Here is a 21,302-nt window from a genome sequence, read left to right on the forward strand (position 1 = left end):
TGACGCGCACCTTGACGTTGTAGTCAACGACGCGTTTGACAGGTACCAGTATTTTCATGGGTTTCCTATGCGATGGGCAGGCGTCAAAGCTCTACTTCGGCGATATCGTGCTGCAGCCGATTAAGGAAATGCAGGAAGGTCACGCTATCGTCGAACTGAAAGCTCTTCATCGCTTGCCGGTAGAACTCGTAGATGTTGGGCTGGATCTCGTCCCAGAAGCGCTGGCCGGCCGGCAGCAGAATGACGACGCGCGCGCGCCGGTCATTCTTATCGGGAACACGGCGCACATGGCCTTCGCGTTCCAGGCGCTTGAGCACGCCGTCCAGGCTTTGCCGGCTGACGACGAGATAGTCAGCCAGTTCGCCGAAGGTCATGCCGTCTGCCGCCTGCGGCCGCGTCAGCGCGCCCAGCACGGCCCACTGCACCGTGCTGATGCCGAGTTCGTTGCTTGCTTGGCGCTGCAGGGAGTTGCCCAGTTGGAACAGACGGAAGAACAACCGATTGTGGATCTCGGCGCCTGATTTGTTTGCCACGATGTTTTCGCCCTTGCAACAGATGAATGGAAGCGAGATTACCTCATGGCCTTGCCGGACACGCTGCTTAGAAGGGCGTTTCGACCGGGAACCGGGCTGGCCGTTTTTGCAGGAAGGCGTCCATGCCCTCCTTGCCTTCCGGGCTCGCCATGCCGATGAATTCCATCGCCAGCGAGGCGTCGAAGATCGGACCAGCCTGCCGCAGCCAGTTGTTCAGCGCGTGCTTGGTCCAGCGAATGGCGCCAGGCGCGCCATCGGCCAGCCGGGATGCGAGCTCGACGGCTTTGGCTTCGACCTCCGAGTCGTCCAGCGCGAGAGAGATGAGATTCATGCGCTCGGCTTCCTCGCCCGTGAAGCTGTCCGCGGTGAGCAGATAGTATTTTGCCTTGGCCATGCCGCATAGCAGCGGCCAGATGATGGTGGCGTGGTCCCCGGCGGCCACGCCGATTTTCATGTGTCCGTCGGAGAAGCGGGCGTCCTTGGATGCGATGGAAATGTCGGCGAGAACCACGCATGCGAGGCCGGCCCCGACGGCCCAGCCGCGCGCTGCGCTCACGATGGGCTTGGAGCAATTGATCATGCCGTAGACGATGTCGCGCGCTTCCTTCATCGTCTGCATGCGGGTGTCGTAGTCGTCGGCGCCATGGCGTTCATGATTGAGATCGCCACCGGCGGAGAAAGTCCGGCCTTCTCCGGTCAGCAGAATGGCCGAGACCGTGGGGTCGGCGTCCACGTCCCGCCAGATCTGGGAAACTTCGCGATGCATGGCTGCGTCCATGGCGCCCATCTTGAGCGGCGAGGCCAGGGTGATACGCAGCACGCGGGGGTGCGGCCGGTCGAACTTGAGCCGGGTGTAGGAGGCATAGCGGTCGTTCATGGTCAGCGATTCCTGTGATGAGGAGATGGGAAGCCGCGGCGATAGCCGGCGGCGGAGTCATGGCGGGAGTGGCTCCCGCGAACAGCGAGATCTCGGTTAGAAGGCATGTGCCAGCCGCAGCGCATCCTCGATGGCGCGCGCGGCATCGAGTTCGGCCGCGCGCCGCGCGCCTCCTATGGTTTCCACGCGCAAGCCGGAGCCAGCCAGGGACCGGCTCAGTTCGTCCTGCGCCATCTGGCCCGCGCATATGATGACGTCGTCCACCGGAAGCACTTCCGTGACGCCATCGCGGGAGTAGGTCAGGCCCGCGTCGTCGATGTGGTGATAGGCGGCGCCGGAAATCATCCGAACGCCAGCGCGCTTCAGGCGGGTCTTGAGGATCCAACCGGTGCTTTTGCCCAGGCGCGCGCCCGGCTTTTCGGGGCTGCGCTGCAGCATGTGGATGACGCGCCGGGGGGCGCGCGGCGGGGTGTCTTTCAAGCCGCCTGGATTGCGCAAGGACGCGTCGATGCCCCAGTGCTGCCGGAATTGTTCAGGCGACAGCGATTCGTCTGCGTCGCCCAGGAGGAATTCCGCGGTATCGAAGGCAATGCCGCCGGCGCCGATCAGGGCCACGCGGGCGCCGACGCGGCGGCGCCCCGACAGGACTTCATCGTAGAGGGCGACTTTCGGATGATCGATGCCGTCTATGTCGGGCAGCCGCGGGGTCACGCCCGTGGCCACGACGACAGCGTCATAACCTCCCGCCCGCAATTCCGCGGCGGTGACGCGTCGGCCCAGCGCGACGGCTACGCCAAGTTCGGCGAGCCTCGCCTGGAAGTAGCGCAGCGTTTCGTTGAATTCGCTCTTGCCCGGTATGCGGCGGGCCAGGTTCAGCAAGCCGCCCAGGTCCGGTCCCGCCTCGTACAACGCGACCGCGTGGCCACGTTCGGCCGCGTAGACGGCGAAGGCCATGCCGGCGGCGCCGCCGCCTGCCACCGCGATGCGTCGCGGCGTTGCGACCCGGCCTGTCGGGTAGTCCAGTTCGCGCCCGGCGCGGGGGTTGACCAGGCACGATGCCGCGCGCTCGGTGAAGATATGGTCCAAACAGGCTTGGTTGCAGGCGATACAGCTATTGATGAGATCGGCACGACCCTTGCGTGTCTTGGCGGCGAATTCGGGGTCGGCAAGCAGAGGCCTTGCCATTGACACGAAGTCGGCGCTGCCGCCAGCCAGCAGGCGCTCGCCGACTTCGGGCGTGCTGATGCGGTTGGAGGCGATGACGGGAATGGAAACCGCGCGCTTGATATTGTGGACGGCGAACTCCCAGGCGGCGCGCGGGACGGACGCCGCAATCGTGGGAATGGCCGACTCGTGCCAGCCGACACCCGTATTGAGCATGTCGACGCCGGCTTGCTGCAGGCGCTGCGCGAGCTGCGCGGTCTCGTCGCCCGTAAGCCCGTCTTGCACCAGATCTATGGCCGAGATCCGGTAGATGAGCAGGAAGCGGGCGCCGACGGCGGCGCGCACGGCCGCTACGGTCTCGATGGGAAAGCGGATGCGGTTCTCGAAGCTGCCGCCATAGGCGTCGTCGCGGAGGTTGGTGCATGGGCTCGTGAACTCGTTGAGCAGATAGCCTTCGGAGCCCATGATCTCCACGCCGTCGTAGCCCGCCTCCTGGGCGAGTCGGGCGGTATGGGCTATCGCCTGCACGGTCTGGGCAATGCCTTGCGCCGTCAACGCGCGAGGCGCATGGCGATTGATTGGGGCGCGCAGCTCCGTGGGGCCGACGCACAAGGGATGCCTGGCATAGCGTCCGGCATGGAGGATCTGCAGCACGATCCTGCCGCCCTCCTCGTGCACGGCGCGCGTGACGGCCAGATGCGGCGCCAACTGCTCCGGGTGTTCCAGTAGGGGCGCATCCTCCTCCATCCGGCCCGCCTGGTTTGGCGCGTATCCCCCGGTGAGGATCAGGCCGACTTCGCCGCGCGCGCGTTCACGGAAGAACTGCACCTGCCGCGCCAATGGTTGATCCAGGGTCTCGATGCGGGTGTGCATCGCGCCCATGACCATGCGGTTGCGCAACGCGAGAAAGCCGAAGTCATAGGGCTTAAGCAGGCTGGGGTACGTGTGCATGATTCACCCGGATTTGCGGAAGTCTGGGGATGGACGGGGCGGACGCGTTTCAGTTGTCGGTGAACGCGGCAGGCCGCTTGGCCAGGAAGGCGGCCATGCCTTCGGCCGCGTCGTGCGACTGCACGCAGAGCGCGAACAGGTCGGCTTCCATGGCCAGCCCGGGCGCCAGCGCGCCGTCCAGGCCACGGCGCATGGCTTCGCGGGCCATGGATGTCGCGACCTTGCTGTGCCTGATCATGGGCTCCAGGAAGGCGCGTCCCAGGTCCGCCGGGGCGCCGCCATCCATGATGCGGTTGACCAGGCCGATATGCAGGGCCTCCTCGGCGTCGACGGCCCGGCCGGAGAGAACCAGTTCCGCCGCGCGGGCCTCGCCTATCAGACGCGGCAGGCGTTGGGTGCCGCCATAGCCGGGAATGAGACCCAGCTTGACCTCGGGCAATGCCATCCTGGCCTTGGCCGTGGCGATGCGGAAGGTGCAGGCGAGCGCCAGTTCCAGGCCGCCGCCAAACGCAAATCCATGTATGACCGCCACGCTGGGCAGGGCTGATTGCTGGATGCGATCGAAGAGGGCCTGAGCCTGGGCCACGTTCGAGCGGTGGGTAGCGGGCGCGCGGGCCTGGAGTTGCGCGATGTCCGCGCCGGCGCACAGCGCCTTGTCGCCCGCGCCAGTAAACACCATGGCGCGGCAGCCGGCAGCCTCCGCATCGTCCACCGCCGTGCGCAGGTCGGCGAGCATCTGCTCGTTCAGCGCATTGAGGGCCTGCGGGCGGTTCAGCTCGATTACGGCCACCTGATCGCGAAACTCCGTCACAACGGTCATGCTTGTCTCCGGTTTTGAATTTATATCAACATCATGATTTAAATTCGGAGCGCTTGTAAAGGAAAAATTTGCCTTTGGCGCAATCGCAAACATATAATTCTGAACATCGTTCATATAAATGAACGCAAAAGACGCATGACAGCGGACGGGGATGTGCCCGGTCCGCGAGTCGGCACGCAGAGGAGACACCCATGAAACTGTTGCGCACACTGGCGGCCGCGCTCGCCAGCAGTCTGATCCTTGGCCCTGGTGCGGCAGGCGCCCAGCCGGTCTTCCCCGCCAAGCCCATCCGGGTAATCGTGCCGTTCGCGCCGGGTGGCGCTACCGACCAGGTCGCACGCCTGTTGGCCGCTCAGGTGTCCGGCGAGCTGGGTGTGCCCGTGGTGGTGGAGAACCGCCCGGGCGCCAATGGCAACATCGGCGCCGAAGCCGTGGCCCAGGCTGCGCCCGACGGCTATACGCTTCTGCACAGCACATCCGCGCTGGGCTTCACGGCGGCATTTGGCCAAAAGGTCTCATACAACCTGGACAAGAATCTGGCCCCGGTTTCTCTGCTGATCGACCAGCCTTTGCTGGTAATGGCCAGCAACCCCCTGGGCGTGGCGAACGTGCAGGAGCTGACGGCCTATGCGCAGAAGCACCCTGGCAAGCTGAACTACGGCTCGTCAGGCACGGGCAACCTGACCCATCTGGCCATGTTCGTGCTGCTGCAGGCGGCCGGAATCGAGGCTACGCATATTCCCTACAAGGGCGGCGCGGGAGCGTTCCCAGACTTCATCGCGGGGCGTCTCGACTTGTTTGCGGACCCGATCAATTCGGCCTATCCCTACGTCCGGGACGGACGGGTCAAGGCGCTGGTGGTGACCGGCAAGGACCGGTCGCACCTGTTGCCCGATGTGCCCACCGCCTCCGAGGCAATCCTGCCCGGGTTCCAGATGGGCGCCTGGCAAGCCTTGATGGTGCCGGCGGGAACGCCGCCGGAAGTCATCGCCCGCCTGAATCAGGCTTACGCGAAGGCGTTGAGCGACCCCAAGGTGACCGCCCAATTGGCAGCGCAGGGAGCAGTGCCCAAGGCGACCTCGCCGCAGGAGTTCCGGAGCTTCCTGCAGGCCGAAATCGAACGTTGGAGAGACGTGGTGCAAACCTCGGGCATCAAGCTGGACTAATGCCGCACGCCCGTTGGCTGGGCCGAAGAATACATCCGCGAGCTTGCCCCTTTAATGCCGCAATGCGCCCATATACATCATGATATTGATCTAAATGAGCAAAAAAGAACCAAAATTTCGTTGCCCATCAGCATGATGGAACATAAAATAATAAACGGCATTCATAAATATGAACGATCTTGAATCTGAGGCTAGGCATATGGCTGGATCTCTCTCTCACTTGCGCGTGCTGGACCTGACCCGTGTGCTGGCCGGGCCCTGGTGCACGCAGATGCTCGCCGACCTTGGGGCCGATGTCATCAAGGTGGAGCGTCCGGTGCTGGGTGACGACACCCGGCACTGGGGGCCGCCGTGGATCGAGAATGACGACGGCGAGCGTGTGGGCGACTCGGCCTACTTCACGTCCGCCAATCGCAACAAGCGCTCCGTCGCCATCGACATCTCGACCCCGCAGGGGCAGGAGCTGGTGCGCGAGCTCGCGCGCCAGTGCGACGTGCTGGTGGAAAACTACAAGGTCGGCGACCTGGCCCGCTACGGCCTGTCGTACACCCATTTGCGCGAAGTGAATCCGCGTCTGATCTATTGCTCCATCACAGGCTATGGACAGGACGGACCGTGCGCGCACCTGCCGGGGTACGACTTCATTTTTCAGGGCGAAGGCGGGTTGATGAGCATCACCGGCGAGCGCGACGACAAGCCGGGCGGCGGGCCGATGAAATCGGCCATCGCCGTCGCCGATGTGCTGACTGGCCTGAACGCCACCATAGGCATACTTTCGGCCATCGAGAGCCGGCACGCGACCGGCGTTGGCCAGCATATCGACGTCGCGCTGCTGGATACGGTGGTCAATTTCGGCGCCAACCAGATAGCCAGCTATTTCGCCAGCGGGGCGATTCCACGCCGCTGGGGCAACGAGCATCCTAACCTTGCGCCCTATCAAACCTTTCCCACGGCAGACGGGCACATCATCATCGGCTGCGGCAACGACGGCCAGTTCCGCAGATTGTGCGAACTGATCGGCATGCCTGAAATGCTCAGCGATCCTCGCTTCGCGGACATGCCCGGCCGCAACGTCAACCGCGCCGCCCTGGTGGGTGCGTTGGAAGCGCTGTTCCGGACGCAGCCGTCCAAGCATTGGCTGGGCCTGCTCGCCAACTCCGAAGTCCCGAACGGCTCCATCAACAACTATGCGCAGGTATTCGAGCACCCGCAGGTGATACACCGCGGCCTGCGCGTGGACATGCCGCATCCGGGGGGCACGACGGTAGGCATGGTCGCCAATCCGATCCGCCTGTCCGATACGCCGGTGGAGTACAGGTATCCGCCTCCATTGCGCGGACAACACACCGCCGAGGTGCTCGCATCGCTGCTCAATAAGTCCGACGCCGACATCGGGGCGCTGGAAGCAACACGAATCATCGAGATCAGGAACATCCCATGCATGACAGCCAATACGCTTTGAACGACGATCAGCTGCAGATACAGGATCTCATCAGGCGCGTGGCGCGAGAAAAGGTCGCGCCGAGAGCCAACGAGATCGACAGCAGCGCCGAGTATCCCCATGACATGTATGCCCTGCTCAAAGAGCTGGGACTGTTCACGCTGCCGTTCCCCGAGCAGTATGGCGGGGCGGGCAGCATGTTGTCGGCATGCCTGGCAATCGAAGAGTTCGGTCGCGTTTGCTACAACACCGCCTACCTGCTGCTGGTCCAGTGGGTGCCGTTCGGCGCGATCCTTCACGGCGGCACCGAGGAGCAGAAGGCGCGGCTGTTGCCCGGCCTGGCCAGCGGCGACCTGCGCGGCGCCTTTTCCACCACCGAGGCCCAGAGCGGTTCTGACGTCAGCGGCATCAAGACCCGCGCCGAGAAAGTCGACGGCGGCTTTCTGCTGAACGGCGCCAAGATCTGGTGCACCAATTCGGACATCGCGGACTTCATCCTGGTGGCGGCAAAGTACCGCGAAGAGGGCAAGGACGGAATCAGCCTGTTCATCGTCGAGAAGGGTACGTCCGGCCTGCAGGTCGGACGCAAGGAAGAAAAGATGGGGGCGCGCGGCGTGCCGTCCTGCCCATTGTTTCTCGACAACGTGTTTGTGCCCGACGCGAACATGCTGGGCGGTGGATTCAGGGCGGTCATGGAGGCCTTCAACGCCAGCCGCCCGCTGATCGGGGCGCGTGGCGTCGGCCTGGCCCAGGGCGCGCTGGACCACGCAATCGAATTCGTCACCAATCGCACGGCTTTCGGCCAACAAGTCAGCGAATTCCAGGGCGTGCGCTGGATGCTGGCCGACATGGCGATGCAGACCGAAGCCGCACGCCAACTGGTTTACCGCGCCGCCTCGCTGGTGGATGGCGGCGCGCCGGCGGCGGTCCTGGCTCCGGTGGCGGCGATGGCGAAATGCTTTGCCAGCGACACGGCCATGAAGGTCGCGACCGATGCCGTGCAGCTGTTCGGCGCGGCGGGAATCTCGTCGGAGTATCCGATCAACCGCTATTTCAGGGATGCCAAGGTGCTGCAGATCATCGAAGGCACCAACCAGATCCAACGCAACATCATTTCGAACAGTCTGTTGGGCCGTCCCGCCCGCAAGTAACAACACCCACACAAGGAGACCGCGATGAACCGCGAAGAAATCGAAACCGTAGGCCTGGGCATGTACTTCGAAGACCTGCCGGTCGGACGCAAATTCAAGACGCTGGGACGCACGATCCAGGATGCGGACGTATGCGCCTTCATCAACTGCATACATATGACCGAGGTGCTGTTCACCGACATGGAATTCGTCAAGAACGAATCCGATATCAAGGGCCGTTTCGCGCCGGGATCGTTCGTGTATGGCATCTCGGAAGGGTTGCTGACTCAATCGACCATGCAGAAGACGGGCTACGCCTTTCTGAACATGGAACTGGACATCAAAGGTCCGGCCTTCGTCGGCGACACCATCCACGTCGAGTGCGAAGTGATAGAAGCGCGCCTGTCCAACAGTCGCCCGGGGCGGGGCCTGGTGCGTACCTTCAACAAAGTGGTCAAGCAGGACGGTACGGTCGTGATGACGTACACCCCCCTGCGCATGATCAAGTGCCGCAGTTAAGACTAGCCAGGAGAGTAGCCATGAAGGGTTTGAAAGACAAAGTTGTGATCGTCACGGGCGGCAGCGGCGGCATCGGCGCCGCGCTGTGCGAACGCTTCGCCGAGGAAGGCGCCAAGGTCGCCATCTTCGACCTGAACGCCGAAGGGGCGGGGCAGGTCGCCGCGCGCATCCGGGTACAGGGCGGCCAGGCATCCGCATACCGCGTTGACATCACCGACTATGCCGGGATCGTCGCCGCCGTCGCCCGAGCCGAGGCCGAGCAGGGGCCGATCGACGTGCTGGTGAACAACGCGGGCTGGGACCATGCCGCGCGGTTCCTCGATACGGATCCGGAACTGTGGGACAAGATCATCAGCATCAATCTGAAAGGTCCCATCAACCTGCACCACGCGGTGCTCAAGGGCATGGTCGCCCGCGGCAAGGGACGCATCGTCAACATCGCGTCCGATGCCGGCCGCGTCGGTTCTTCCGGGGAATCGGTGTATTCGGCCTGCAAGGGCGGGATCATTGCGTTCACCAAGACCATGGCGCGCGAGGTCGCACGCAAGCAGATCAACGTCAACGTGGTCTGCCCCGGTCCGACTGACACTCCGCTGTTCCGTGATTTCGCCGGCGAAGGCGAAAGCGGCGCCAAGCTGCGCAACGCACTGGAGAAGGCCATCCCGTTCGGCAGGCTGGGCCAGCCCGGCGATGTGGTCGGCGCGGTGTGCTTCATGGCGTCGGACGACGCGGCATTCATTACCGGCCAGGTTGTCTCGGTGTCGGGTGGATTGACCATGGCGGGCTAGATTCCGCCGGCAAAACAGGGCGCGCAGCGCCCGTGGCAGAAAGGCAGGAACAGGAGACAAACATGATTCACTGCAAGCAATCCCGCGGGACGGTTGGCGGCGGCCGTCGCGGATACGCATGGCTGGCCGGCATCACGGGCACGGCTGTTCTGGCGATCGTGGCAGGCGTGGCGGCGCCTGATGCCATGGCCCAGGAAAACTATCCTTCCAAACCCATCAAGGTCGTCCTGGGGTTCTCCGCCGGCGGGGGCACCGATGCGATCGCGCGCGCGCTGGCGAAGCACATGGCCGGCACGCTGGGTGCGAACGTGTTGATCGACAACAAGCCCGGCGCCAACGGCAACATTGCCGCCGAGGAAGTCAGCCGGGCGGCGGGCGACGGCTATACCCTGCTGTACAACACCTCATCCATCGCCTCGAGTCCCGCGCTTTACAGCAAACGGCTGTCCTACGACGTGAGCAAGGACCTCGCGCCAATCGCGCTCACGGCCAGCCTGCCGATCGTGCTGGTGGTGCCGGCAAAGTCGCCATTCAAGACGGTGGAGGAACTGGTGGCCTACGCCAAGGCGAATCCCGGCAAGCTCAACTACGCGTCGGCGGGCAACGGCAACGTGACTCATCTGGCCGCGCTGTCGTTCGAGGATGCCGTTGGCATCAAGGGCATGCACATTCCGTACAAGGGCGAGGCGCCCGCGCTGGTCGACCTGATGGCCGGCATGGTTGATTACTACTTCGCGACTTCGGCCGGTGCCATTCCCGCGGTCAAGTCAGGACGTTTGAAGGCGCTGGCGGTTGCGACGAAGGCGCCGCTGGATACCCTGCCGGATGTGCCCACGCTGGATGCAACGGTAGCCAGGGGCCTGGAGATGTCGGCGTGGTCGGGGATGATGGCGCCAGCGGCAACACCGCCGGCGATCGTCGCCAAGCTCAATGGCGCAGTTGAAAAGGCCTTGGCCGACAAGGAAGTGCAGGCATATTTCGCCAACCAGAGCGCGCAGGCCTCGTCGTCCACGCCGCAGGAGTATGGTGCGTTCCTCAACAAGGAGATTGACGCCTTGGCCAAGGTCATCAAGAAGGCCGGCGTAACGCTGGATTGACGCCAGGCCAATTGCTGCGGGCCGCAACGCGCAGGTCGTTGCGGCCCGCGGCCTTTACCGGATGTCAGGCCGGAAATTCCACGATGGTCCTACCCCAGGATTGACCGTCCAGCATGTACTGAAGTTGTTGGGCCAACCCATCGAGCGTTATGGTTTTCACCTGTTCAATTGTGTGCTGCGGCCTGAGGTCGCCAGCGAGGCGAGCCCAAAGCTCGGCTTCCAGATCCAGGTAGTAGGTCAGGTTGACGCCGATGAGGCGCACACCGCGCAGGATGAAGGGAAGTACGCTGGTGGACAATTCGTTGCCGGCCACATTGCCGAAACTGGCCACGCATCCGCGCGGCATGATGGAGCGCAGCATCAGGTCCAGCGGCTTGCCTCCCAGCGCGTCCAGCCCGCCAGCCCAGCGGGCCGGCTCCAGCGGCCGGCCTTGGTCGGCCAGATCCGTGGCGCCTAGAACTGCCTGGGCTCCCAGCGTTTGCAGATAGGCCGCCCGATCAGGCTTGGCGCTGACCGCCGCGACCCGGTATTGCAGCCGCGCCAACATTTCGATGGCCATGCCCGAGACAGCGCCGGTCGCTCCGTTGACGAGGATTTCGCCCCGCTCGGGTTGGCAGCGCGCCTCCTGCAACAGATGGACGGCGAGCGCGGCGGTATAGCCGGCGATCCCGAGCGTGGCGGCATCGCGCAACGCGAAGCCGCCGGGCAGCTTGATGACCCAGTCTGCGGGTACGCGCAAGTACTCCGAGAATCCGCCGTCATGGTCCACGCCGAAGCCCCGTCCAAGGACGGCCACTTCGTCGCCTTCCCGGAACCTGCGGTCGCCGGATGCCACGATCCATCCCGAGGCGTCACTGCCTGCGACGCGGGGGAACTTCCGGATGACGTTGCCCTGCTCGGTCGTGGCCAGCGCATCCTTGTAATTGACGCCGGCGTACGCCGTGCGTATGACCACATCTCCCGGCGATAGATCGGCCAGGGCCAGGCGCGCGAGGCCAGAGGTCATCGGGCCGTCGCGCCGGATCTGGTAGGCGCGGAATGTGCCGTGGCCTGGTGTGCCGTCCTTGGGTGCTGATTGCATTGAGATCTCCTTGTTCCCGCTGCTTTTTGATCGTTGCGCCGGTTCAAGCGGCGCCGTGTTTACAGGTATCATTCGAGAATATGAACGCAGTGCATGCACATTGCTCCAGGCTGATCCGACCCATTCATGAAAACCCGATCCGAAACGAGTCCCGCTACTTCCGAGCCCCGCTCCCTGCTGCGGATTCTCGGCATCTTCGAGGTGCTGGCGCGCGGGACCGGCGGCGCCACGCTGGCGGAACTGAGCAGCGAGCTCGAGGCCCCCAAGAGCAGCCTGCTCTTGCTGCTGCGGCCCTTGGTGGCCCATAAGTACCTGATGCACGCGGCCGGGCGCTACGAGCTGGGGCCATCCATCTTCCAGTTGTCGGCCGAGGTGCTGGCCAGCGCGGGCGTTACCAAGATCTTGCGGCCCTATGTCGAGGAGCTGGCGGCGCGCTGCGAGGAAAGCGTGTTCCTGGCGCTGATCGACAAGGAAGCGAAGACGGTTACCTATATCGACGGCATCGACAGCAAGCAACCTGTCCGGTACTCGGTGCCGATCGGCACGAAACGGCCGCTGCACGTGTCGGCCGCGGGCAAGCTGCTGTTCGCGTTTCAGGACCAGGCTTGGCAAAAGAAATACCTCAAGACCGCCAAACTCAAGCCCATGACGGGCAAGCCTCTGCCGGACAAGGAGGCTTTCGAGTCGCAGCTGCAGGAAATACGCGCTTCCGGAATTGCGGTGAGCATGGGCGAGGCGGTTGCAGGCGCGTCCGGCATTGCCGCGCCGATCATCAAGGCTGACGGCACCGCCAGCTACGCCCTGATGATTGCGGCGCCCAGCGACCGTTTCGCGCAGTCGTTGCCCGCCTTGCGGCAGCTGCTGCAGGAAGTGGCCGCGGACGCCTCCACAACCTTACGGCATATGCCCGGCAACTGAGACTTCCTCCAGCTGGCTGCGCCATCGTGTCTGTTCGGCGGGCGATAACCATCCGGCCAGCGCCGCTTCCATCGTGCTGGCGCTGGCGGCCTCGGGCGGCGTCGGCTTTGCGGGGGCCGTACGCGAGAAGCGCGGGGCAGGCGCCGGCTGCATGACGCCGTCGACGTCGATCAAGACCTTCCGCTCCCGCATATGAGGGTGTCCGGCGGCCTGGTCCAGCGATAGCACCGGCGCCACGCACACGTCCGTGGTACCGAGCAGCTCGCACCATTGCGCCTGCGTCTTCTTCCTGAAGGCGTCGGCGAGGATGGATCTGGCCAGCGGCCATCCGTCGCGGTCGGCCTGGCGGCCGAGCGATTCGCGGTCCAGGCCCATGAGCTCGAGCAGCTTGTCGTGGAACTTGCGCTCCAGCGGCGCGACGGAAACCCATTTGCCATCGGCGCACTCGTAGACATCATAGAAGTAGGCGCCGGAGTCCAGCATGTTGTGGCCACGCTTGTCGTTCCAAAGGCCGGCCGCGTGCAGGCCGAACAGGGCGGTCGCCAGCGATGCGGTGCCGTCCACGATGGCGGCATCGACGACCTGGCCCAGTCCTGAACGGGCCGCTTCGATGATGGCGGCGAGGACGCCCAAGGCCAGGTACAGCGCGCCGCCGCCGAAGTCTCCCACCAGATTCAGGGGTGGGGTGGGCGGCTGGCCTTCGCGGCCCATGGCGTGCAACACGCCGGTCAGGCCGATGTAATTGAGATCATGGCCGGCTACCTGGGCCAGCGGCCCGGTCTGGCCCCATCCCGTCATCCGGCCGTAGACCAGCCGTGGATTGCGCGTCAGGCAGACGTCGGGCCCCAGTCCCAGGCGTTCCATCACGCCGGGCCGGAAACCCTCGAGCAGGGCGTCGGCGCCTTCGATGAGGCGCAGCGCCAGGTCCCGCGCCGCAGCGTTCTTGAGGTCCAGGGCGATGGCCTTGCGGTTGCGCAACAGCAAGTTGAACCTGAGCGGACGCTCGATGCCCAGCGATGGGGGTTCCGACCGGTCTATGCGCAGCACGGTGGCGCCCAGGTCGGCGAGCAGCATTGCGGTCATCGGGCAGGGGCCTATGCCCGCGAACTCGATGATCTTGATTCCCTTGAGCGGACCCATCATGCCTCTCCCTGACTGGCCAGGGGCGTCTCGGCGCCAGGCGCCGGGCCAGCGGATGCCGGCACGAGGTAAAGCGCGCGGCCGCTGGCGATGAGATTGCCCTCCGTGTCCAACACGCGGGCATGGGCGGTCGCGAAGCGCCTGCCCAGGTGTATGACCTGGCCTTCGGCCCGCAAGTCGCCGGGTTTGGCGATGCGGTGAAAGTCCACATGCATATCGATCGTGGGGACGGGAACGCCTACTTTCAGGGCGACTGCATAGTCGCCGGCGGCATCGATCAACGTCGCAAGTATGCCGCCATGCGTGGAGCGGGCATCCGGGTTCGAAATGAGTTCCTCGCGCCAGCGGATGCCGAGCGTGATGCCGTCGTCATCGGCTCGCAGTACGGACATGCCCAGCCATCGGTTCAAGGGACTGCGATTGACGATGCGGCTTGCCTCTGTGAATGCGGTGGAACTCATAGGGCCTCATGTGGCTAGGTTTGCCCGACGGGCTTCGGCCGGGCGCGTCATTGTTCTAGTTGTTCATTAATGTGAACGTTGTTCATAAATATAACGATGGAGAAAAAGGAGTGTCAAGGCCCGTAATCCCGAGCCTCGCCTGTTAGCAGAGTTTTTAGCCCGCGCTGCTCAGCGGATGAACAAAGGTGTAGCCCTGGCCGTAGCTCGTGCGCAGCGGCAGTTCGATTCCCGCCATCCGCGCCCGGCGGCGCAGGCGCCCAACCACGCTGGAGACGATGGCGCGCTGCAGATGCACCGGGCGGCCTGCCGCGTCCGGCCAGACCTCCTTGTGGAGGTCCGCAATACTGCAGTACTGGAAGTCATGGCCGCTCAGGCACGACAGCAGGGCATACTCCTTGTTGCTCAACGCAAGCAAGCCGGCGCTGTCCGGGGCGCGCAGCGTCTTCTCTGCCTCCATCAGCGCCCACTCGCGGACCGGCGTGACGCGGACGGTCGCGACAGTTGCCGCCAGGGCGCGCCGCCTGCGCGCCAGCGATTCCGCGGCGGGCGCGGCCTCGCGCTGCAGGCGGGTACGCAAGGCCGAAGACAGGCGCTCCAGGCTGCTGAGCGCCGCCAACAATTCGCCGATGCCGGCGTTCGAGGGCAGGCAGGCGTCCGCGCCGGCGCAGATCAGTTCCGCCCGGGTATTGGAGGAATCGTTGGCGGTGATCATGGCCACCAATCCCGCGACGTAGGGGCCGCGCCGCGCGCCCAGCATGGCGGCCAGCCATTCCGCGCTGCCGTGCATGACCACATAGTGCAGGCCGGGCTCGGCGAGCTGCTCCTGCAAGCGGGTGGCGGATTGGGTCAGGCATATCATCTGGGCGCGGTCGCCCAGCCCCTGCACTAGCGCCGTGGCTGGCTCGATGGCTTCGACGCAAACATGGACGGTGTGATTGAAGGTAGGTCTGTTCATGATCCTGGGCCAGTTTTTCGTGGATTCGGAGGAGGTCATTTGTATTCAAGGGTGAAGGTGGCCGAGCCGTTGGCACGACCCGCGGTCACCTGGTTTGCGGTTTGGTAGTAGCGGGCATGGAACGGCACGTTGTAGACGCCGTCCTTGGACATGCCCACCAAGGCGCTTTGGCCGTAGGCCACCGGCTGGCGGTCCTTGTCCAGGATCTGGATGCCGACACCGGTCGCGGCATTGGCGTCGGGGCTCAAGGCGATCACGCCCGGCGCGCCCGAGGCGTCGGGCTTGGCGTCCATCCGCAGGTACACCGCATTCAGCTCCGGCTTGGCCTCGCGGCAGTTCAGCTTGATGTTGAAGCCTTGTTCCGCGGCCGTGCTGCCGACCGAGCTGAACAGGTTCTTCCAGACCTTGCCGAGTTGGATGGGAGGGGTGGGGGCGGCGGTGCAGGAAGGGGTGACGATGGCGGTGGTTCTGCCGTCGATCCTCACGGTCAATGCCTCCCCTGGCGCGTCTTGCGCGTACAGGCTGGCGTAATGTCCTGCTGCAAGAGCGCCGTTGCCGGTGATGGAACCGATCTTGTAGAGTTGGACGTGAATCCAGCCTTTGGGGCCGAGGGGTAGCGTGCCTGCTTGATGCAGGCTCCAGGAGTAAGGGAAGGGGAAGGTTCCGACATGGTCGCTTGGACGCAGCCCGATACGAATGCCGATTCCGGGAATGTTTGTCCGATAGATGAAGGTGTCGTCCAGGCGTGTGCCCATGTGGATGGACGCCATTGCCTTTCCGCCGCCGTCACCGCACCTGAGGAACGCGCTGTCTCCATGACTTATGGGATATCTTCTCTCGACGATGGGATCGAGCCTGCTCGGTCCCCTCTCCAGTGGAACGAGTATGTTGCCGAGGTTGATATTGATGACATTCCGGGCTATCCCCGGTCCCAGGGTGCATGCCGCCTGGTTCTGTGGTGCATATGCGCTCAGCGCCAGCGCCAGGCACGCGAGGGCCAACAGGCCGATTGCGCGTTTTTCCTTGGTGGACTGAGTGTCTTTCATTTTTGGTTTGTTTCTATGGCCTGCAATTTCTGGAACACGCATCACCGGCACGCGTAGCTGACTTGCCGCATGGGCGCGCCGGTAGCCGTGGAATATCGGGCCGGTTTTTCCTGGGTTCGGAGGGGGTCATTTGTATTCAAGCGTGAAGGTGGCCGAGCCATTCGCCTGGCCGGCGGTCACCTGATTCGCGGTCTGGTAGTAGCGGGCATGGAACGGCACGTTGTAGACGCCGTCCTTGGACATGCCCACCAAGGCGCCTTGGCCGTAGGTGACCGGCTGACGGCCCTTGTCCAGAATCTGGATGCCGACGCCTGTCGCGGCATTGGCGTCGGGACTCAAGGCGATCACGCCTGGCGCGCCCGAGGCGTCGGGCTTGGCGTCCATCCGCAGGTACACCGCATTCAGTTTCGGCTTGGCCTCGCGGCAGTTCAGCGTGATGTTGAAGCTTTTTTCGGCCGCCGTGCTGCCTACCGAGCTGAACAGGTTCTTCCAGACCTTGCCGAGTTGGACGGGAGGGGTGGGGGCGGCGGTGCAGGAAGGGGTGACGATGGTCGTGGCGCGTCCGCTGACCTGCACTTGCAGGGCTTTTTGCGGATCGCTCGACGAGTACATGGTGGCGTATAGCCCGTCCTGCAGAGAGCCGTTTCCTGTGTCTCTTGCGATTTTGAAGAGTTCGACAGTGATGGTCCAGTTCTTGCTGGTGCTAGTCCTGGAAGTGGTGGTGGGCATCGAAAACGGAAAATGATCAGGAGGAACCGAGTCCCAGTCCCGGAAGCCAAGCCGAATTCCGATGCCGGGAATGTTGGTCCGGTAGACCCGGTTGGTGTTGGCCACCAGTTCTCCCATATGAACGGAACTTTGCCACGAAGCGCCGCCGTTCTTGTCGCACTGAATGATCACGTTGCCCTTGTGAGAAATGGGGAATCTTCTTTCAACAATGACGGAGTTGACGGGCATATTCGTCGGCACAAGTACGGAGCCGAGTGCGATGTTGATCACATTCTTGTCCATTCCCTCTCCCAGCGCGCATGCCGCGAGGCTTTGCGGCGCATAGCCGCACAGCATCAGCGCCATGCATGCCAATATCAGCATGCCGCCCGTGCGTGTTCCCTTGCGGTGATGTAGTTTCATTTCATGCCTGTTCATATGTCTTGCGATCTTCGATGTGCGCATCACTGGCACGTGTAGCTGACTTCCCGTATGGGTGCGGGACGGTCTTCTTGCGGCAGGCTGTAGGACACGCCGCAGCTGTCGTTGGCGCCGCGGCCCCAGACGATGCGAATCGTTCCGGATTGCTGTGCCCCCGTCACGAAGGCCTGGCCGTCCGGGCCCACGATGCCGATTTCCTGGCCCGCCTCGTCGTCGATGCGCGCGCCGAACGGCACCACGCTGTTGTCCTTGCGGGTCAGCGTCATCATCAGGCGAAAGCCCACGACCGTCTCGAATCCCGCCTGTATCACCGCGCCGCGGGTGGGCACCAGGTTTACCGCCGCGTTCCTGACTTCAACGGTGTCGCCCAGGTCGGCGGTGCGCATGGCCAGGCGGTTGGAACGGTAGGGACTCAGGCTCGGGACGATGGCGTAGCCGCTGGCGTTGGTGCTGACGCCAGGATGCGATTCGAAGCGCACATCCTCGGCCGACGGAGCGCGCACCAGCGCCACGGTTTCGCCCAGGGGCTGGCCGAGCGTCACGCCGCCGGCATGCGCTACGATGCCGCCTGACAGGCCCGCGCTGATCTGGTTGTAGCCACGTCCCTGCGACGCGCCCAGGTCGAAGCGACCGACCTTGGACAGGTAGCTGGCGTTGCCGGTGCTGCTGATGCCGTTCTGATTGGACGTTGCGGCCGTCAGGTTGTAGGTAAGCTGATCGTCTTCCAGCGCGGAGCCGAAAACGCTGGCCTGGTGGCTGGTCTGGCCGTTGTTGCCCGTGACCACGGAGTACTGGGCGCTGCTGCGCGACGTCCCCAGCGGGATCGACAGCGACAGCATGACCTGGCGGTCATTCGAGCCATTGCGGCCGGTGTTCATATTGACGAAGACGTTGTAGCTGACCTGCCTGTAGAAGCCGGAGTAGCCAACTTGGATCAGCCGCTCCTTCTGATTCGTCTGCCAGTACGACTGCTGGCGCGCCGACGCGTAGACCGAACCCCAGGAGCCGAGCGACTGGGCCACGTCCAAGCGCAGTTCGTTGCGGCGGTTGGGCATTTTGTCTCCCGGTTCGAAATCATCGACGCCAGTCGCTTCCTGGAAAGTCCGGTAGCCGCTGGTGGAATAGCGATAGCCGGCGATGCGGAAGTTGGTGCCTGCTTCGTCGAAGGACTTGGCATACAGGAAGCGCACGGATTGCCCCTGGGCCTTCAAGCGCTCGGTGGCGGTGCGGGCATGCGACAGATCCAGGGAAATCGCGCCGAAGCTGCGCAGGTTCTTGCCCACGCCCACCAGGCCCGATTGATAGATGCCGGCCGCGGTGACGCCGCCGTACAGCGAGAACTCCTGGCCCAGGCCGCGCGCGACCGTGCCTTGCACAAAGGTAGGCTCGCGTTCGTCCGACCCGTAGGCGCTGCGATAGCGTCCGGCGGTGGCGCTGTAGCGCCAGGTGCCTTCGCGCAACAGCGTGGGCACGGAGGCATAGGCTTGCACGTAGCGGCTTTGCCGGCCGTCCGATTCCGTGACCGTGACCTCCAGGTCACCGCCGGAAGACGAGGGATACAGGTCATCCAGCACGAAGGCGCCGGGCGCAACATAGGTGCTATAGACGATATAGCCGTTCTGCCTGACAGTGACCTGTGCGTTGGTCCGGGCGATGCCACGTATGGTCGGCGCGTATCCTTGCATGCTGTCCGGCAGCATCGAGTCGTCCGACGAGACCTGCACGCCGCGGAACGGCATGCTGTCGAAGAAGTTGCCGGGCGTGTTGCCGTCGCCGATCAGCAGCTGGCCATTGATCGAGTGCAAGTCCCGCTGCAGATTGGTTTCCACCGTCTGCCATGTGCCACGGCCGTCGGAGCCGCGGTTGTAGTTGGAACTATGGCGCAAGCGCCAGTCGCCGAAGTTGAGGCCGCCGCGCAATCCGGCGAACCCCATGTAGGGCGATTCGGCGCCGCGGCTGGACGAGTCGCCGTCGCGGTTGAACGAGTCCCTGTCGCGGTTGGACGAGCCCCCGCCGCCTTGGCGGGATATGTTGAGCTGATAGTCCAGCAGGGCCGCGGTGATGCCTTTGTCCCAGCGCGAGGGGTCGACGGAGTCGCGGGCAGTACGCTTGACCGCGACTTGCGGAATGCTCAGACGCAGGCGCTGCTTGCTGCCATCGAAGCTCACGGTCGCATCCTGTATCAAGGCGGCCAGGTCCACGCAGGCGCCATCCGCGCCAGCCGACTCCGGCAGCGCGGCCATATTGACGCCCCAGGTTTCCAGCTGATTGCGCGTCAGGCAGACCGAGGGCTTCTGGCCGTCCTGTGCCTCGACGATGATCCTGCTCTTGCCCACGGACTGGTCGTTGACGATCACGTCGGCCAGATACTCGCCCGGCAGGACGCTGTTGCCGAAACTGAAGATGGACAGATCGGCCTGCGGCTGGTCTCCGCCCGTGCCCAGGAAGTCCTGATTGAAGACTGCGCCCGCCGGCTCGGCGGCCTGGCCCGAAAAGGAGGCCAGGCCCAGCAACAGCGACGCCAAGGCCGTGGATGTCGGCATGCGGACCTGCGATACGCCTTTCATACGATGAACTCCGGGCGCTAGCGGCCTGCGGCAGGCGCGACGGGCTCGGCCTTGACGTGGACGGGGGTTTGCGCGCTGGGCACGCGGACTTTTTCCTCGGAGGTCTCGGCGCCGTAGTCATTGATGGTGGTGAACACGACGTCCACGTCCCTGGGCGCGGACAATCCCGACAGGGGGTACTCCAGCACGCCGCCGGGCGGCACCATTCCGCCGTTGATCTCCTGTTGGCCGCCGTTGACGTTCAGCGTGGCGAAGGTGACGTGATAAGCGGACGGATTGCCGATCTTCAGCACCGCGCCCTTGCCGCCGGCGGCGACCGCCCATTGCAATTGCTGGCGCTGTTCACCAGGCTTGCCCGCCAGGCCCGCGGGCCGGTAGAACAGTTTGATGCGGGTGCGCACCGCGATCTGCAGCACGTTTTCGTCCTGGCTTTTTTCCGGAATTTCCTTGACGTTCAGCCAGAACACCGATTCGCGGTCGAGGGGCAGATTGCCGGCCAGGCGCAGTATGCGCAGCACGTTCTCCTGGCCCGGATCCAGGCGCGACAGCGGCGGGGTGGCCACGAACGGCGTCTTGGTGTTGCCTTCGCCGGCATCGATCCAGGCTTGCACGACGTAGGGGGCCGTGCCGGTGTTCTTGACGGGGATGGACGACTCGCGCTCTTTCTCGTTGAAAATGACGCGGGTGCCGCCGACCAGTACGCCGGCTCCGGCAGTGGCGTGCGCCAGCGTGGCCGCAAGGGCGAAGATCATGATGGGGCGCGCCGTGAGCACGCACCGTTGCGCGATGTCTTTCAGCATGAGGGTCTCGATGTGTTTTGCTCGCAAGCCATTCGTGGGCGATGGCGGCGATTCAGGCCGCGGTTCTGAGGGAACCGCCCGCCGCGTGGAGGCTTGCGGCCAGCCCCGCTACCGTGGGGCTGGCGGTCTGGCAAAGCGGCGTCAGTTGTAGTTCACCGTGAACTGCGCGGTGGCGTTGGCCGGGCCGGGGGTGACGGAGGCACCAGTTGAAACGTAGGCGGCTTCGAACTTCAGGTTGTTGGTTCCGAGGCCGAGGAAGTACTTCGGGGAGGCCGAACCCAATGCGATCTTTGCATGCAAGGCATCACGGATTTCGACGGCCACGCCGGTGGCGTTGGCGGTCAGTCCGCCCGAATTCGAGATGGCCAGCACGTCGTTGCTGATGCTGTCCGGCGTGCCGCTGAACGTCACGCTCGCGCCCTTGGCCGATGCGCTGCAATCGGTCAGCTGGATCTCGAACTGAGCGGGGGTCGAATGCTTGCCCGCAGCGCCGTCCATGCTGGCGCGCGATACTTTGCCGAGCGGCACGACCAGGTTGGTCGCGCTGGGCGAGACGGAGCACGGCGCGTCAACGATTTCACCGTTGAATTGAATACGCCCGTCTTCGGCCAGGGCGGCTTGAGAAACCGCGGCAGCCGTGGCGAGCAGGGCAAACTTGGCAAGGGTGTTCTTGTTCATGGAAGTAAATATCCTGATAGT

20 protein-coding genes are annotated in these 21,302 nt (G+C 64.3%); 7 read left to right on the plus strand and 13 right to left on the minus strand.

Going from position 1 to position 21,302, the window contains the following annotated elements:
* Positions 1 to 83: 83 nt before the first annotated feature.
* From BRO63_RS29095 to BRO63_RS29110, 4 genes are all read right to left on the minus strand, one after another.
* Positions 84 to 533, minus strand: a complete 450-nt coding sequence (locus BRO63_RS29095; protein WP_088143109.1) for a MarR family winged helix-turn-helix transcriptional regulator — start codon at positions 531 to 533, stop codon at positions 84 to 86.
* A 67-nt stretch (positions 534 to 600) separates the two neighbouring features.
* The gene (locus BRO63_RS29100) at positions 601 to 1,410 is read right to left on the minus strand and encodes an enoyl-CoA hydratase/isomerase family protein (protein WP_088143110.1); all 810 of its coding nucleotides are present in this window, start codon (positions 1,408 to 1,410) and stop codon (positions 601 to 603) included.
* A gap of 96 nt (positions 1,411 to 1,506) precedes the next feature.
* On the minus strand, positions 1,507 to 3,525 hold the full coding sequence (locus BRO63_RS29105; protein ID WP_088143111.1) for an NADPH-dependent 2,4-dienoyl-CoA reductase: 2,019 nt from the start codon (positions 3,523 to 3,525) through the stop codon (positions 1,507 to 1,509).
* 49 nt (positions 3,526 to 3,574) lie between these two features.
* Entirely contained in the window at positions 3,575 to 4,345 is a 771-nt protein-coding gene (locus tag BRO63_RS29110; RefSeq protein WP_088143112.1) for an enoyl-CoA hydratase/isomerase family protein, read from the minus strand.
* A 191-nt stretch (positions 4,346 to 4,536) separates the two neighbouring features.
* On the opposite strand from BRO63_RS29110, the gene BRO63_RS29115 reads away from it, so the two are divergent.
* The 6 genes from BRO63_RS29115 to BRO63_RS29140 all read left to right on the plus strand — a co-directional run bounded on the left by BRO63_RS29115 (position 4,537) and on the right by BRO63_RS29140 (position 10,486).
* Positions 4,537 to 5,511 (plus strand): Bug family tripartite tricarboxylate transporter substrate binding protein, encoded by a 975-nt coding sequence (locus BRO63_RS29115; RefSeq protein ID WP_088143113.1) that lies wholly within the window; start codon positions 4,537 to 4,539, stop codon positions 5,509 to 5,511.
* Between the two features lie 199 nt (positions 5,512 to 5,710).
* Positions 5,711 to 6,973 (plus strand): CaiB/BaiF CoA transferase family protein, encoded by a 1,263-nt coding sequence (locus BRO63_RS29120; protein WP_088143114.1) that lies wholly within the window; start codon positions 5,711 to 5,713, stop codon positions 6,971 to 6,973.
* On the plus strand, positions 6,949 to 8,103 hold the full coding sequence (locus tag BRO63_RS29125) for an acyl-CoA dehydrogenase family protein (RefSeq protein ID WP_088143115.1): 1,155 nt from the start codon (positions 6,949 to 6,951) through the stop codon (positions 8,101 to 8,103). The genes BRO63_RS29120 and BRO63_RS29125 overlap by 25 nt, the downstream gene beginning before the upstream one ends.
* A 24-nt stretch (positions 8,104 to 8,127) precedes the next feature.
* Positions 8,128 to 8,601, plus strand: a complete 474-nt coding sequence (locus BRO63_RS29130; RefSeq protein WP_088143116.1) for a MaoC family dehydratase — start codon at positions 8,128 to 8,130, stop codon at positions 8,599 to 8,601.
* A 20-nt stretch (positions 8,602 to 8,621) separates the two neighbouring features.
* Positions 8,622 to 9,389: a glucose 1-dehydrogenase gene (locus BRO63_RS29135; protein ID WP_088143117.1), complete on the plus strand. Its 768-nt coding sequence runs from the start codon at positions 8,622 to 8,624 to the stop codon at positions 9,387 to 9,389.
* A gap of 62 nt (positions 9,390 to 9,451) precedes the next feature.
* Positions 9,452 to 10,486: a Bug family tripartite tricarboxylate transporter substrate binding protein gene (locus BRO63_RS29140; RefSeq protein WP_088143118.1), complete on the plus strand. Its 1,035-nt coding sequence runs from the start codon at positions 9,452 to 9,454 to the stop codon at positions 10,484 to 10,486.
* A gap of 64 nt (positions 10,487 to 10,550) precedes the next feature.
* Here BRO63_RS29140 and BRO63_RS29145 read toward each other — a convergent pair whose 3' ends face one another.
* Positions 10,551 to 11,567 carry an acrylyl-CoA reductase family protein gene (locus tag BRO63_RS29145; RefSeq protein WP_088143119.1) on the minus strand — a complete coding sequence of 339 codons (1,017 nt, stop codon included), beginning with the start codon at positions 11,565 to 11,567 and terminating at the stop codon, positions 10,551 to 10,553.
* Between the two features lie 126 nt (positions 11,568 to 11,693).
* Here BRO63_RS29145 and BRO63_RS29150 point away from each other — a divergent pair, with 126 nt between their 5' ends.
* Positions 11,694 to 12,485, plus strand: a complete 792-nt coding sequence (locus BRO63_RS29150; RefSeq protein ID WP_088143120.1) for an IclR family transcriptional regulator — start codon at positions 11,694 to 11,696, stop codon at positions 12,483 to 12,485.
* Here the strand turns inward: BRO63_RS29150 and BRO63_RS29155 are convergent.
* From BRO63_RS29155 to BRO63_RS29190, 8 genes are all read right to left on the minus strand, one after another.
* Positions 12,462 to 13,625, minus strand: a complete 1,164-nt coding sequence (locus tag BRO63_RS29155) for a CaiB/BaiF CoA transferase family protein (protein ID WP_088143121.1) — start codon at positions 13,623 to 13,625, stop codon at positions 12,462 to 12,464. The genes BRO63_RS29150 and BRO63_RS29155 overlap by 24 nt on opposite strands.
* Positions 13,625 to 14,086 carry a PaaI family thioesterase gene (locus BRO63_RS29160; RefSeq protein WP_088143122.1) on the minus strand — a complete coding sequence of 154 codons (462 nt, stop codon included), beginning with the start codon at positions 14,084 to 14,086 and terminating at the stop codon, positions 13,625 to 13,627. Before BRO63_RS29160 ends, BRO63_RS29155 begins: the two co-directional genes overlap by 1 nt.
* Before the next feature lie 154 nt (positions 14,087 to 14,240).
* Positions 14,241 to 15,041: a winged helix-turn-helix domain-containing protein gene (locus tag BRO63_RS29165; RefSeq protein ID WP_179215249.1), complete on the minus strand. Its 801-nt coding sequence runs from the start codon at positions 15,039 to 15,041 to the stop codon at positions 14,241 to 14,243.
* A 35-nt stretch (positions 15,042 to 15,076) separates the two neighbouring features.
* Positions 15,077 to 16,087: a fimbrial protein gene (locus BRO63_RS29170; protein ID WP_179215250.1), complete on the minus strand. Its 1,011-nt coding sequence runs from the start codon at positions 16,085 to 16,087 to the stop codon at positions 15,077 to 15,079.
* A gap of 126 nt (positions 16,088 to 16,213) precedes the next feature.
* Positions 16,214 to 17,218 (minus strand): fimbrial protein, encoded by a 1,005-nt coding sequence (locus BRO63_RS29175; protein WP_179215251.1) that lies wholly within the window; start codon positions 17,216 to 17,218, stop codon positions 16,214 to 16,216.
* Positions 17,219 to 17,259: 41 nt separating this feature from the next.
* The gene (locus tag BRO63_RS29180) at positions 17,260 to 19,803 is read right to left on the minus strand and encodes a fimbria/pilus outer membrane usher protein (protein ID WP_088143126.1); all 2,544 of its coding nucleotides are present in this window, start codon (positions 19,801 to 19,803) and stop codon (positions 17,260 to 17,262) included.
* A gap of 17 nt (positions 19,804 to 19,820) precedes the next feature.
* A complete protein-coding gene (locus BRO63_RS29185) occupies positions 19,821 to 20,603 on the minus strand; it encodes a fimbrial biogenesis chaperone (protein ID WP_256943431.1) in 783 nt (260 codons plus the stop codon).
* A gap of 141 nt (positions 20,604 to 20,744) precedes the next feature.
* Positions 20,745 to 21,281 (minus strand): fimbrial protein, encoded by a 537-nt coding sequence (locus BRO63_RS29190; protein WP_088143128.1) that lies wholly within the window; start codon positions 21,279 to 21,281, stop codon positions 20,745 to 20,747.
* Positions 21,282 to 21,302: the final 21 nt, after the last annotated feature.

The sequence above is a fragment of the Achromobacter xylosoxidans genome (genome assembly GCF_002192695.1).
Taxonomy (GTDB): domain Bacteria; phylum Pseudomonadota; class Gammaproteobacteria; order Burkholderiales; family Burkholderiaceae_B; genus Achromobacter; species Achromobacter xylosoxidans_C.